We start from the raw sequence: 12,369 nt of genomic DNA on the forward strand, positions 1-12,369 counted from the left end.
TACGCGCTGTGCGTCGTCTGCGTGGCCTTGGGTAAGCCTTATTCGTATTCTGATTTATGCCGCTTGCGTGTCAGATTGTCAATGCTGGCATTGCGGACAGTAGAAAGTTGCACGCTGCGCCTGCCGAATCTGACTGATGGGTGTGCCGCACACCCGGCACGGCTGGCCTGCACGGCCATACACATAGCTGTTGATCATAAAGTAACCCGCCTTGCCATCGCTATCGACATAATCCCGTAAAGTGCTGCCTCCGGCCGCAATCGCTTCGGTGAGCGTGGCTTTGATCTGCTCGCTCAGCGCCAGGATTTCTGCATCGTTTAAAGTCTGGCCGGATTTGGTCGGGTTGATGCGGGCGCGAAACAGCGATTCGGACGCGTAGATATTACCCACGCCGACGACCAGATGGTTGTCCATAATCAGCGGTTTGATGGCAGTGCGTTTATTGGCCAGTTGTGCACCCAGATAGGCTGGGTTGAATTCAAGGCTTAATGGCTCTGGCCCGAGGCTGGCAAGGTGCGGGTGTTCCAGCGGGTTGCCCGTCAGCCACAGCCAGGCTCCAAAGCGGCGCGGATCGCGATAGCGCAGGCGTATGCCATTTTGCAACACCAGATCGATATGATCGTGCTTTTCCGCCGGAAACGCTTCGGTCAGTACCCGCAGGCTGCCGGACATGCCCAGATGTATCAGAATGCTGCCGGTGGCCAGCTCAAGCAGTAAATATTTGGCACGCCGCCGCACTGACAATATGCGCTCGCCGCTGGCTAGCGCGGATAAATCGGCAGGCACAGGCCAGCGCAGGCGAGGGTTGCGGACTATGATTTGCTCTATCGTGGCATTGAGTAGATGGTCTTGAATGCCACGGCGAGTGGTTTCGACTTCGGGTAATTCGGGCATGGTCACGGGCTTGGGGTTGGACTTTGAGTTCTAGTTTACCTAATATCGGCATTCTGTCTTTAATATACGCCACAGCCTGCGCTGCTTTGTCTGGCGATGCGGGTGCCTGGCTTACCGTTTTTGGCGGCGTATATGATGTCAAATTTTGCCCGAGTGTTTACTCTCTGATTGGATCATCTTTATGACCTTGCGCGTTTCGGCTTTATTCGCTGTCCTGCTATTCGGAGTTACGGCTTGTGCGAGCAACCCAGCTCCGCCGCCAGCGGAGGAGCCCGTGGCTGCCGAGTCTACGCAGACTGGCGAGCGGGCTGCATTGCCCGACTATGACCCGGCGCTATTGCCCAAGCAAGAGCTGGATGACGAGCTGGTGATGCGATTCCTGCTCGGCGATGTGGCGGCCCAGCGCGGCAATGTCCCGCTGGCCACCGAAGCCTGGCTTGATTCGGCGCGCCGCACTAAAGACCCGCGCGTGGCGCAGCGCGCGGCACAGCTGGCCGTTGCCTCAGGGCAGCTGGCTCTGGCGCAGGAAGCGACCGAAATCTGGATTGCGGCTGCGCCCGCTGCCTTGCCAGCCCGCCAGTTGATGGTCAGTTTGTTGCTGCGCAGCAACCGGATTGCTGATGCTGAAGTGCATTTGAATGCCATGTTTGCCGCCAAGCCGGAGGAAGTCGCACCGTTCTTTATGCAAATGCACCAGTTATGGGGCAAGGATGCAGACCGGGAAGCCGTGTTGACGCTCACCCAGCATCTGGCAGCCGCGTATCCGGGCATGCCCGAAGCCTATTTTGCACTGGCACTGGCTTATGGTCATGCGCAGCAAACGAATCAGGCTCAGCAGGCACTCGATAGCGCCCTGAAATTGCGCCCCCAGTGGGAGCCTGCCATTTTGTACAAAGTGCAATTGCTCGATGGTAAAGACGCTGCAGCCAGTACCGCACTGCTGAACGCGGCGGCCAAGGCCAATCCCGGCTCCAGTGCCATTTTGCTGATGCAGGCCAGAATTGCAGCCGACACTGGGCAATATCTGCAGGCTTATCAAGCCTATGAAACCGTGTTGTCGCGTGATCCCAATCAGCTGGAAGCCTTGGTTGGCGGCGGCTTGGTGGCCATGCACCTCAATGAAGTAGCCAAAGCCCAGCAGTATCTGACTCGTGCCGTGCAGATGAATCCAAAAAGTGTGCCGCAGCTGGCACCTTATCTGGGGCAGCTGGCTGAACAGCGTCACCAGTATTCGCTGGCGCTGGACTGGTATGGCAAGGTGGCCGCCGAGCGTCAGGCGGGTGTTGTGTCAAGAATTCCGCGCCTGCATGCCAAGCTGGGGCAGCAGGACAAGGCCGATCAGGCTTTGGCCGCCCTGCCCAGAGAGACGCTGAAAGATCAGATTGATTACGCACAGGTCGCTGCGCAAGTCTGGCGTGAACGCAAGCAGCTGGCGCAATCCGTGGCTGTGCTGACTAGCGCGATTGAGCAGCAGCCCGGCGAGGGTGAGCTGTATTACGATCGCTCGCTGTATCTTGATCTGGCCGGGGACTTTGCCGCCGCCGAGGCTGATTTACGCAAGTATCTGGAGATGGAACCCAATAGCGTTAATGGTTTGAATGCACTGGGGTATATCCTTGCAAACCGCACCAATAGATATGTAGAAGCCAATACCCTGCTGGGTAAAGCCCTGGCTCAGCAACCGGATAATCCGGTTATTCTCGATTCGATGGGCTGGTTGCGTTTCAAGCAGGGGCGTCTGTCTGAAGCTTTGAGCTTGCTGGAAAAAGCCTACCAGCTGATGCCGGATGCTGAGGTGGGGGCGCATCTGGCCGAAGTGTTGTGGGTGAAAGGCGGCAAAGATGAGCAGGCGCGAGCGCAGCAAATTCTGACCGATGTATTGAGCATCCAGCCGGATGACGAAGTGGCGCTGGAAGTTCGCCAGCGTTTGGGTCTGTAAATGCAGCTCGTCAAGCTGGTGCTGGCCAGCGCTGTACTTTGTCTGGGTGCTTGTACGCATCTTCCCTCGCCGCCTGCCGCCGGTTTTTCGGCGCAAGGGAAGGTGAATATCCGTCAGGGCAATCAATCCGATACTGCCCAGTTTGTCTGGCTGGCGAGCCCGGCACAGGATCAGCTCAGCCTGTCCACGCCATTTGGCAGCGTGCTGGCCGAGCTGGTGCTGCATTATCAGGGCGATACTATCCGCCTGGCGGAGCTTAATCGCGGTACGCAGATAGACCGCGCTGACGATCCCGAAGCGCTGTTGCACACGCTCACCGGTTTGCAATTGCCCGTGTCAGGCTTGCGCTGGTGGCTGCGTGGGCAGGCTAGACCCGATACGCCGTATGAGCGCGATGGCGAGGTATTAATACAAAATGGCTGGCGAATCAGTGCCAGCGATTATCGCTCGGGCACTTATCCGTATCGCATCGAGCTATCGCGCGCTGATCTGAAAGTTCGCATCATGATTACCGAATGGAATACTGCAGCACCATGAGCTATATCCCGCCTGTTGACGCGCAGGGCTTTGCGGCTTATCCCGCACCGGCCAAGCTCAATCTGTTTTTGCACATCGTTGGCCGCCGGGCTGATGGCTACCATTTGCTTGAATCGATATTTCAGCTGGTCGATGTGCACGATACCATCTGGCTGCGTGTGCGCAATGACGGGCAGATTGTTCACCACAATCCAATGCCGGATGTGCCTGCCGACAGCGATCTGACCGTTCGGGCCGCCCGATTGCTGCAAGTGGCGAGTGGAACGAATTTGGGTGTTGATATTCGCGTCGATAAACGGCTGCCGATGGGCGGCGGTATGGGCGGCGGTAGCTCGGATGCCGCAACCGTACTGCTGGCGCTCAATCGCCTGTGGCAGCTTAATCTGCGCCGCCAGCCGTTGATGGATCTGGGTGTGCAACTGGGCGCAGACGTGCCGTTCTTCATTTTTGGCCGCAATGCGCTGGTTGAGGGAATTGGCGAAATCATGACGCCAATTGAAACCGAAGCAGCGACTTTTGTGGTTTTGCACCCCCAAGTTCACGTGCCGACGCCAGCGATTTTCGGCGACGCCGGGTTGACAAGGGATACGCCATCACTTAGAGTTTCGCTCCTCGACGGCGAGGCCGACTGGCGCGTTCTGCGGAACGATCTGGAAAGTGTTGCGGTGAGGAAGTATCCGGCAATTGCACAGCATATCCAATGGCTTAGCCAGTATGCACCAGCGCGAATGACCGGGTCTGGCAGCTGCGTGTTTGCATGTTTTGTTGGGGAAAGCGGTGAAAAAAACGCTTCACAAAATCAGGCAAATGCCGTAATATCCTGCCTTCCTAAAGAGATGACCGGTTTTGTTAGTTCAACACTGAGTCAGCACCAGTTATTCGATTTTGTACTTGATTAGTCTTCTGGATTAACTTGCTACAGCATCGTTAGGGGAGTCGCCAAGTTGGTTAAGGCATCGGATTTTGATTCCGACATGCGAAGGTTCGAATCCTTCTTCCCCTGCCACCTATAAAAAGAAAAGCGTGTAATCACCAATTACACGCTTTTCGTTTTTTCAGGAAACGGAAATGGCTTACGACAGCCTCATGGTATTTACCGGCAACGCTAACCCGCGTCTTGCTGAACGTGTAGTAAACCACCTCGACATTTCATTGGGACGCGCCACCGTTGGCCGTTTCTCCGATGGCGAAGTGACGGTAGAGTTGCTTGAAAACGTACGCGGTCGCGACGTTTTTGTATTGCAATCGACCTGTGTGCCGACCAACGACAACATCATGGAAATGATGCTGATGGTTGATGCCCTGAAACGCGCCTCTGCAGGCCGGATCACCGCAGCCATTCCATACTTTGGTTATGCCCGTCAGGATCGTCGCCCACGTTCTGCTCGCGTACCGATCTCAGCCAAAATCGTCGCCAACATGCTGCAAGTCGCTGGTGTTGACCGTGTGCTGACCGTTGATGTACATGCCGACCAGATCCAGGGCTTCTTTGATATTCCTGTTGATAATATCTATTCAACGCCGGTGTTGCTGGCCGATATTCGCGCCAAAAACCACGAAGACCTGATGATTGTTTCTCCCGACGTTGGCGGCGTATTGCGCGCTCGTGCGATGGCGAAACAGTTGGGCGTGGATATGGCGATCATCGACAAGCGGCGCCCGAAAGCCAATGTGGCTGAGGTGATGCACATCATCGGTGACGTGAAAGATCGTACTTGTATCATCATCGACGACATGATCGATACCGCCAATACGCTATGTAAAGCCGCTGAAGCGCTGAAAAAATTCGGCGCGAAAAAAGTCATGGCTTACGCCACGCATCCGGTGTTCTCTGGCGCTGCGGTTGAGCGTATCTTGCAATCGGCTCTGGATGAAGTCGTGGTGACCGATACGATTCCGGTGTCGGAAGAAGCGCAAGCCAGCGGCCGTGTCCGTGTCGTATCGATTGCCGGATTGCTGGCTGAAACCATGCGCCGCATCAATAACGAAGAGTCGGTTTCCAGCCTGTTCGTTGATTAAAGATTTGATAAAGCCTATGGGTATATGCCTGTAGGCTTTGTTGTAAAAGAGTTCGAGGGCGATACCCTCGAATCATTTGCTTCTCTGGTCGCGGGGGGCAGATGTTTATTTCCATACTGGAGTTTTAAAATGACTTTCGAATTGAATGCTACAAGCCGCGCAAAGCAGGGCACTGGTGCGAGCCGCCGCCTGCGTAAAGCCGGTCAATTGCCAGGTATCGTTTACGGTGGCTCTGTTGCCCCTACAGCGATTAATCTGGATCACAACAGCATGTACTACACGCTGCAAGACGAGAAATTCCACACTGCGCTGATCAATTTGTCGATCGACGGCGGTGCTGCTGAACAAGTTCTGGTACGTGCAGTTCAATACCACCCGTTCAAACAGCAAGTACAGCACATCGATTTCCAACGTGTGACTGCTGACTCTGTGATCGAACTGAAAGTGCCACTGCACTTTGTTGGTGCTGATACGTGTCTGGGCGTTAAGCTGCAAGGCGGCGCGATCAGTAACGTACTGAACGAAGTAATGGTTCGTTGCGTTGCTTCTAAATTGCCAGAATTCATTACCGTTGACCAATCTAAATTGGCGGTTGGTAATCTGTCAGTTCACTTGTCTGATCTGGTATTGCCAGAAGGCGTACAACTGGTATCCCTGCTGCGTGGCGCGGATCTGGCTGTGTCTTTGCTCAACGGCGCAAAAGGCTAATCCCTTTTCCTGTTCGGCATTGCCTGACGAGAAACCCCGCTTTGGCGGGGTTTTTTCATATCAATCTGGCGGAAAATAATGCTGATTAGAAAAACACAAGCCGACGATTTGCCGCATCTGTTTGCTTTGCGCGCCCGGACGCGGGAAAACCCGGTATCTTTGGCTCAGCTGGAAGCATTGGGTATTACCCTAGGTAGTAGCGCTATTGCGCTGGAGCAAGGTTGGCATATAGGTTGGCTGTGCGAGCTGGATGGGTGTTATGCCGGTTTTTGCGCTGTTGATGTGCGCTCTGGTGAAATGCTGGTATTGGCCGTTGCACCTGAATACGAGGGTTTGGGCATTGGCCGGAAGTTGCTTGCGCAAGCGGTGGCCACTTTGCAGGCACACGCTGCGGCGCGAATCTGGCTCAGCGCCGTGCCTGATCCGAGCTTAAGAGCTTATGGTTTTTATCGTCAGCAGGGCTGGCATTCGGTGCAGGTGCTGAGTGCAGATGAGGAAATCATGGAGTATGGTGCCAGCTAGCTAGTTAGCCTGTTTGGGCTGTTTGAGCCTGTGTGCGGTATCATGTGCCCGATCGTTTTGCGGGTTATTTATTGAGTTGGATATGGCAATCAAATTAATCGTAGGTTTGGGTAATCCCGGTGCTGACTATGAGGCCACGCGGCATAATGCTGGCTTTTGGCTGGTCGATCAGCTCGCGCGCGACGGCAAAATTATGCTGCGCCACGACAGCAAATTTCACGGCCTGATTGGCCGGGTCAATATCTCCGGGCACGAAGTCTGGCTCTTGCAGCCGCAAACCTTTATGAACCGCAGCGGCTTGGCGGTGGTGGCTTTGGCGCAGTTTTATAAAATCCTGCCTGATGAAATCCTGGTCGTGCACGACGAGCTTGATATCGCGCCGGGTCTAGCCAAGCTCAAGCAAGGCGGTGGGCATGGTGGCCACAATGGTTTGCGTGATATTCAGGCACATCTGGGTACGCCCAATTTCTGGCGTTTGCGTCTTGGCGTAGGGCATCCGGGCAATAAGACCGAAGTGGCGAATTTTGTCCTCAAACCGCCACGTAAAGAAGAACAAGCTTTGATCGACGATGCGCTGATCAAATCGCTGGTAGTGCTGCCCAAACTGCTCGCCGGGCAATCGGGCCCGGCAATGAGTTTGCTGCACACCGACGAGAGCAAAAAACGCGAGCACAAACCCGCCCCCAAAGCTGCTGAATAAAGAAATCAAGCCATGAGTGAAGCCAGAACGCCCATCCCCGTTAATATCGTCACTGGTTTTCTCGGCGTGGGCAAAACCACGGCCTTGATGAATCTGCTGGCCAATAAGCCTACCAACGAATATTGGGCGATTGTGGTGAATGAATTTGGCGAGGTGGGCATTGATGGCGCCAGCCTGTCGGTGGCGGGTGAGGGTTTGCAGGTGGCGGAAGTGCCTGGCGGCTGCATTTGCTGTACGACCAGCCCGCAGTTGCGCGTGACTTTGACTAAGCTGGCAAGGGGTATACGGCCAGACCGCTTGCTGATTGAGCCCTCTGGCCTGGGACACCCGGCGGGTATAGTTGATTTGCTCCGCGATCCCATGCTGGCCAGCGCGTTTGAATTGCGCGCGATTGTCACCCTGCTCGACCCGCGACATTTAAACGATAGCCGCTATACCACACACGAAACCTGGCGTGATCAACTGCAGCTGGCTGATGTACTGATTTTAAATAAATGCGATCTGGCCGATGCCGAGCAAATCGCCATCGCTGAAAAAATGGCCGCAGCGCAATTTCCGCCCAAGCTGGCGGTAGCGCACGCAAGGCAAGGCGTTTTTGCGCCCGAAATGCTTGATCTGGAATTACATCCCGAGCGCTGGCCCGATGTGCCGGAGTCGATCGCCCAGACGCACTCCCACCGACTGATGCCGCGCCGCAAGGTCAGCGTGGCGACTGAGCCCACTGAGCCGACAGCTTGGCCGGTGCGCAAGCAGCAATCAAGTATGGGCTCGCATAGCTGCGGCTGGATTTTTCCGCCACAAGTGCTGTTTGCCAGTGCCAAAGTGGCGGCATTGTTTGATGAACTTTCGCCGCAAGGTGAGCAGGGAGCGCTCGAGTCTGGTCTGAATGCTGAGGCCGGATTGAGTTTGCGTGGGTTAAGCCGCGCAAAGGGTGTTTTTCAAACCGAGCGCGACTGGTATCGCTTTGATTGGGTCGAAGGCATGGTGGGCGCAGCGCCGAGCGCTTACCGCCGCGATAGCCGTTTTGAAGTGATTGTCCAAGCCAGCGCCGCGCCTGATTGGGCGCCGCTGGAAGCGCGATTACTCGCTTGCTTGATGACGCCGCTTTAATCGCTGAGCGCGCTGCGGATTTGCCACATATAGCTATCGGCTAGGTCACTATGCCCGGCTTCTCGCATCGCCCTTTGCCAGCGGTCAATACAGAATTGCAGCTCGTCGGTGCTTTTTAGCACGTCAAATACATCGGTCAGCATGAATTCAAGCTTGTTGCCCAGATAGGTCTGGTCGGTCATCGTGATAATGCGGCGCACATTCTGCAGGGCTTTGGCAGAGGGTAGCGCCTTGTTGTTGCTCACTGGCTCGGGTTCGCCCTGAATGGTGGCGTCAAAAATACTAGGCATGGCGAAGGATTTGAGATCCTCGGTGGCGATCAGCCCCATTTCCTGTAGTTTGACTAGGCGCAGTTTTAAATCTTCGATGTCCGGATTAAAGGCCAGCATATCCTCAATCCGTTTTTGTCCGTCAACCAGAAATAACAATTGTCTTTGCTTGATCGGAAAGCCGGGCGTGCGTGCTTGCAGCTCGTGATTGCCGAGTTCGGTCCGGAAAAACAGGGTGTTATTATTCATGGCAATGACCGTGAGCTTGCATGCAATGTAGAGGTATGCGGGGAAATCATGTTAAAGCCTGCTTTCAGCCTTGAACATATCAAATTGTTACATCAGCATAATAGCGGCGTGTTTTTCTGGTGAAAAGACGGGGAAACCCAGTATTCGTGAGGGCTTGCGCTGCACTGCAGCACTTGCTGGTGGTGTGGCGAAATGGTTGCAGATGATGGCGTCCGGGTCGGCCATCATCTGCGTTATTGTGAGGTTTACAGACCGCCGTAGGAATGCAGGCCGGAGAGGAACATATTCACACCGATGAAGGCAAATGTGGTGATTAGCAGGCCAATCACCGCCCACCACGCCAGCACATCGCCGCGCCAGCCTTTGACCAGGCGAATATGCAGCCACGCGGCGTAATTGAGCCAGACGATCAGCGCCCAGGTTTCTTTCGGGTCCCAGCTCCAGTAGCCACCCCAGGCATCGGCCGCCCACATGGCACCCAGCACGGTGGCAATGGTGAAGAACAGAAAACCCACCGCAATGGCCTTGTACATGACTTCGCCCAGCGTGTCGTAGCTAGGCAGGCGATTGACCAGCCAGCCTCTCGAGACCATCAACTGCGCAATGCCCAGCATCGCCGACAAGGCAAAGGCCCCGTAGCCGACAAAATTGGCCGGTACGTGGATTTTCATCCACCACGATTGCAGTGCCGGAATCAGGGGTTGAATCTCGTGCGCCTGACGATCAAATGAATACCAGATGATAAAGGCCACCGCGGCACAAATAATCGGCAAGACAAATGCGCCCATTGCTTTGGCGTTGAATTTGGCTTCGTAATACAGATACATCAGCGCCGTCATCAGGCAGAACAGAATAAAGACTTCGTACAGATTGGAGACCGGAATATGGCCAACATCGGCGCCAATCAGATAGCTTTCGTACCAGCGAACCAGCTTGGAAATCATCGCCATCGCCGCCGCACCCCAGGTCAGGCCGCTGGCGATGCCCAGTATCGTGTTCGAGCGTTTGAACATCCCCAGCCAGTACAGCAGCATGGCCAGGAAAAATAGCACGCACATCCACATCACGGCCGACTGGCTGGCTAGGACATATTTCAGCCAGAAAGCGCTTTGCCCGCGCGCCAGCTCGCCCTGATACAGGGCGATACTGCCAAGCGCAACTGCGCCACACAGCGGGAAAAACCAGCGTAGCGGTGCCCAGAACCAGCCCAGCCAGATCAAGCCCGCAGCCGAGCCGATCAGAATGCCTTGCTCGTAATAATCAAGGTAATTGCCGTACAGCTTCCAGGTTAGCAAGCCTGTGGCGATGATGATCGCGGCAAAAACAAAATCAGGCCAGCGGCGCGTTTGCAAGAGTGAGGTCATGATGGTTACTCTTTGGTTTCGTTGATCAAGGCATCGCGATGCATTGAGAATTCTTTTTCCAGCTCTGGAGTTTTACGATTGCTGCTCATTGCCAGCAAGGTGCCCTGCGGGCTGAGGCGAACCCAGATCCGGTTTTCCCGGACATAGAACATGCAGAACACGCCCAGAATCAGCAGTAATGAGCCCAGATAAACGACGTTTTTCCCTGGTGAACGTGTGAGCTGGAAGCCGCTGGCTTTCACTTCGTCAAATCCGCTCAATTGCAGCAGGGTAGGAGCGCCATAGTCAAACAGCTGGCTGCTGGCCACCAGGCTGTCCATCAGAAACCGGTACTGCGCTTCGTTGACAGGAACGGCTGGCAATCCGGCCTGCTCTTGGGTGACATCCATGGCGTCAATCATCGCGCCTTGCAAGATTTTCAAGTAAGTCTGCGCCACGGCAGTGCGTTTGTCTGCAGGGACTTTTTCGGCGATAAAGCGATCGATTGCTGGCAGACCGCCGCTGGCAAACTGGGTCAGGACATTACGGGTGACATCGGCAAATTGAGCTTGGCTTTCCGCCGAAACACCGCCTCCGGCCTGCGCTTTGGCGGCGGTACGGCGCGCAATCTCCACATGCAGATTCGGATCCAGAATAGCGCGGCGCAAGCGCATGAAGGTATCAAGCTTCATGTCATTGTCAAAGGGTATGCGCACGAAGCTGAATGGTGCAGAGACTTCCCGACGTATACCCGTCATAAAATAGCTGGCGTCGTTTTCAAAGAAAGGCGCCATATAGTTCTGGTATTCCACCGCCTGACCGGTATCGTCTCGCAGTTTGAACTGGATCATGGGCCCCAGATTGCGCAGGTTTTTATCGCTGCGCACCGATTGTGCGCTGGCCATCGCTTCCTGCAGCTGATCGACGGCCATTGTTGAGGTGGCGGCCTGTGTTTTGCCCAGATCTTCAATATTGAATGGCCGCAAATCGCCCACTTCCAGCTGATATTGCGCTTGCCCTAGGTTGAGTGACTGCGTGGTTTGCGAGCGCGTTTTTAGTGGCTGGGTTTTGCCACTATTCAGGTCCCACTGCACAAAATCCAAGCCTGAGCCGCCATCGCCAAAGCTGGCCTGATAAATCGCGATGCCATCGACAATCAGCGGGTGGTTTACTTTGACGGTGCCGCTTTGAATGATTTTGCCGCTGTGCAAATCCAGTACGTCCACATCACTGGCAAATAGCTTGGGCATGCCGGTTGAGTAGTGCTCGATGTGAAACTTCTTGAGCTGGAGCACAAATGGCAGCTCCTGCACAAAATAGCCTTGCCCGGCATTCAGAAACACCACCGAGGCCGAGCCACCCTCCGAGAGCGTGACATTGCCACGGAAAGACAGATTATTACTCTCAAGGCGCGCACTGGGCGGAATCTGGCTTTGCGGTATATCACGGGTTTCCGGCGTTTTCTGTCCGCTGGTTTCCAGTAGCTTGAGCGGCAAATTGCCATCCATCAAGCCACCAATACAGATGACCACAATGGCCGCGTGGGCAAACAGGTAGCCCAGCTTTTGCCAGCTGCCTTTTTTGCCTGCGATCAGCGTGACTTCACCGTCCTGCCGGGTTTTGAAGCGATAGCCGTGCTGGGTGAGGTGCTCGGTGATGGCTTGTGGGGCGAGCGCGATGCCGGTTTCAGCGTGATGACCCATCAGGCGCAAAGAATTGGCGCTGGCTTTTTCGCGATAACCTTTAATGTCCCGTACAACGCCGGGGAAGTGCCGCCAGATGCACAAGCTGGTCGATAAAACCAGAAACGCCAGAATCAGCAAAAACCAGCTTGAATGGTAAACGTCAAACAAGCCAAGCGGCTGAAAAATGCTAAACCAGAAGTCGCCAAACTCGACGCGGTAATTAACGTAAGGCTCATTCTGCTTGAGTACCGTGCCGATAATCGATGCAATTGCCAGAATGGTCAGCAAGCTGATGGCAAAGCGCATGGATGACAGCAGTTCAAACAAAGCACGCGAAAAAGAGGTGTGGCGGGTATTTTGAGTCATAACAAAAAAGGGGGCGCTTGATCGCGAC

The 12,369-nt window shown here is 55.0% G+C and carries 12 protein-coding genes and 1 tRNA gene; 9 read left to right on the top strand and 4 right to left on the bottom strand.

Annotation, left to right across the window (positions count from 1 at the left end; all coding sequences use genetic code 11):
* Window positions 1–78: 78 nt before the first annotated feature.
* A complete protein-coding gene (gene mutM, locus FLS37_RS06085) occupies window positions 79–894 on the bottom strand; it encodes a bifunctional DNA-formamidopyrimidine glycosylase/DNA-(apurinic or apyrimidinic site) lyase (RefSeq protein ID WP_157315059.1) in 816 nt (271 codons plus the stop codon).
* Between the two features lie 274 nt (window positions 895–1,168).
* Between mutM and FLS37_RS06090 the strand changes: the two genes are divergently transcribed.
* The 9 genes from FLS37_RS06090 to FLS37_RS06130 all read left to right on the top strand — a co-directional run bounded on the left by FLS37_RS06090 (window position 1,169) and on the right by FLS37_RS06130 (window position 8,429).
* A complete protein-coding gene (locus FLS37_RS06090; RefSeq protein ID WP_198314506.1) occupies window positions 1,169–2,833 on the top strand; it encodes a tetratricopeptide repeat protein in 1,665 nt (554 codons plus the stop codon).
* Entirely contained in the window at window positions 2,834–3,370 is a 537-nt protein-coding gene (lolB, locus tag FLS37_RS06095; RefSeq protein WP_157315061.1) for a lipoprotein insertase outer membrane protein LolB, read from the top strand.
* Entirely contained in the window at window positions 3,349–4,269 is a 921-nt protein-coding gene (gene ispE / locus FLS37_RS06100; RefSeq protein WP_232522513.1) for a 4-(cytidine 5'-diphospho)-2-C-methyl-D-erythritol kinase, read from the top strand. Before lolB ends, ispE begins: the two co-directional genes overlap by 22 nt.
* A gap of 30 nt (window positions 4,270–4,299) precedes the next feature.
* A tRNA-Gln gene (locus FLS37_RS06105) sits at window positions 4,300–4,376 on the top strand.
* A gap of 62 nt (window positions 4,377–4,438) precedes the next feature.
* Complete coding sequence (locus FLS37_RS06110; RefSeq protein ID WP_157315062.1) at window positions 4,439–5,389, top strand: ribose-phosphate pyrophosphokinase; 951 nt, start codon at window positions 4,439–4,441, stop codon at window positions 5,387–5,389.
* A gap of 129 nt (window positions 5,390–5,518) precedes the next feature.
* Window positions 5,519–6,097 (top strand): 50S ribosomal protein L25/general stress protein Ctc, encoded by a 579-nt coding sequence (locus tag FLS37_RS06115; RefSeq protein WP_157315063.1) that lies wholly within the window; start codon window positions 5,519–5,521, stop codon window positions 6,095–6,097.
* Between the two features lie 78 nt (window positions 6,098–6,175).
* A complete protein-coding gene (locus tag FLS37_RS06120; RefSeq protein ID WP_157315064.1) occupies window positions 6,176–6,619 on the top strand; it encodes a GNAT family N-acetyltransferase in 444 nt (147 codons plus the stop codon).
* Between the two features lie 82 nt (window positions 6,620–6,701).
* Entirely contained in the window at window positions 6,702–7,319 is a 618-nt protein-coding gene (gene pth / locus FLS37_RS06125) for an aminoacyl-tRNA hydrolase (RefSeq protein ID WP_157315065.1), read from the top strand.
* Window positions 7,320–7,331: 12 nt separating this feature from the next.
* On the top strand, window positions 7,332–8,429 hold the full coding sequence (locus tag FLS37_RS06130) for a GTP-binding protein (protein WP_157315066.1): 1,098 nt from the start codon (window positions 7,332–7,334) through the stop codon (window positions 8,427–8,429).
* Here the strand turns inward: FLS37_RS06130 and FLS37_RS06135 are convergent.
* From FLS37_RS06135 to FLS37_RS06145, 3 genes are all read right to left on the bottom strand, one after another.
* Window positions 8,426–8,947 (bottom strand): hypothetical protein, encoded by a 522-nt coding sequence (locus tag FLS37_RS06135; protein WP_157315067.1) that lies wholly within the window; start codon window positions 8,945–8,947, stop codon window positions 8,426–8,428. The two genes, FLS37_RS06130 and FLS37_RS06135, sit on opposite strands and share 4 nt — an antisense overlap.
* Before the next feature lie 245 nt (window positions 8,948–9,192).
* Window positions 9,193–10,311: a c-type cytochrome biogenesis protein CcsB gene (ccsB, locus tag FLS37_RS06140; RefSeq protein ID WP_157315068.1), complete on the bottom strand. Its 1,119-nt coding sequence runs from the start codon at window positions 10,309–10,311 to the stop codon at window positions 9,193–9,195.
* Window positions 10,312–10,316: 5 nt separating this feature from the next.
* Window positions 10,317–12,341, bottom strand: coding sequence for a cytochrome c biogenesis protein ResB (locus tag FLS37_RS06145; protein WP_157315069.1), 2,025 nt, complete (start codon window positions 12,339–12,341; stop codon window positions 10,317–10,319).
* Window positions 12,342–12,369 lie beyond the last annotated feature (28 nt).

Origin of the sequence: Chitinibacter sp. GC72, assembly GCF_009760905.1 — a bacterium.
Taxonomy (GTDB): Bacteria; Pseudomonadota; Gammaproteobacteria; order Burkholderiales; family Chitinibacteraceae; genus Chitinibacter.

What these genes read in the sequence shown, in the direction of transcription:
- mutM (WP_157315059.1), bottom strand. Translation starts at nt 894, where the DNA reads ATGCCCGAATTACCCGAAGTCGAAACCACTCGCCGTGGCATTCAAGAC.
- lolB (WP_157315061.1), top strand. Translation starts at nt 2,834, where the DNA reads ATGCAGCTCGTCAAGCTGGTGCTGGCCAGCGCTGTACTTTGTCTGGGT.
- ispE (WP_232522513.1), top strand. Translation starts at nt 3,349, where the DNA reads ATGGAATACTGCAGCACCATGAGCTATATCCCGCCTGTTGACGCGCAG.
- FLS37_RS06110 (WP_157315062.1), top strand. Translation starts at nt 4,439, where the DNA reads ATGGCTTACGACAGCCTCATGGTATTTACCGGCAACGCTAACCCGCGT.
- FLS37_RS06115 (WP_157315063.1), top strand. Translation starts at nt 5,519, where the DNA reads ATGACTTTCGAATTGAATGCTACAAGCCGCGCAAAGCAGGGCACTGGT.
- FLS37_RS06120 (WP_157315064.1), top strand. Translation starts at nt 6,176, where the DNA reads ATGCTGATTAGAAAAACACAAGCCGACGATTTGCCGCATCTGTTTGCT.
- pth (WP_157315065.1), top strand. Translation starts at nt 6,702, where the DNA reads ATGGCAATCAAATTAATCGTAGGTTTGGGTAATCCCGGTGCTGACTAT.
- FLS37_RS06130 (WP_157315066.1), top strand. Translation starts at nt 7,332, where the DNA reads ATGAGTGAAGCCAGAACGCCCATCCCCGTTAATATCGTCACTGGTTTT.
- FLS37_RS06135 (WP_157315067.1), bottom strand. Translation starts at nt 8,947, where the DNA reads ATGAATAATAACACCCTGTTTTTCCGGACCGAACTCGGCAATCACGAG.
- ccsB (WP_157315068.1), bottom strand. Translation starts at nt 10,311, where the DNA reads ATGACCTCACTCTTGCAAACGCGCCGCTGGCCTGATTTTGTTTTTGCC.
- FLS37_RS06145 (WP_157315069.1), bottom strand. Translation starts at nt 12,341, where the DNA reads ATGACTCAAAATACCCGCCACACCTCTTTTTCGCGTGCTTTGTTTGAA.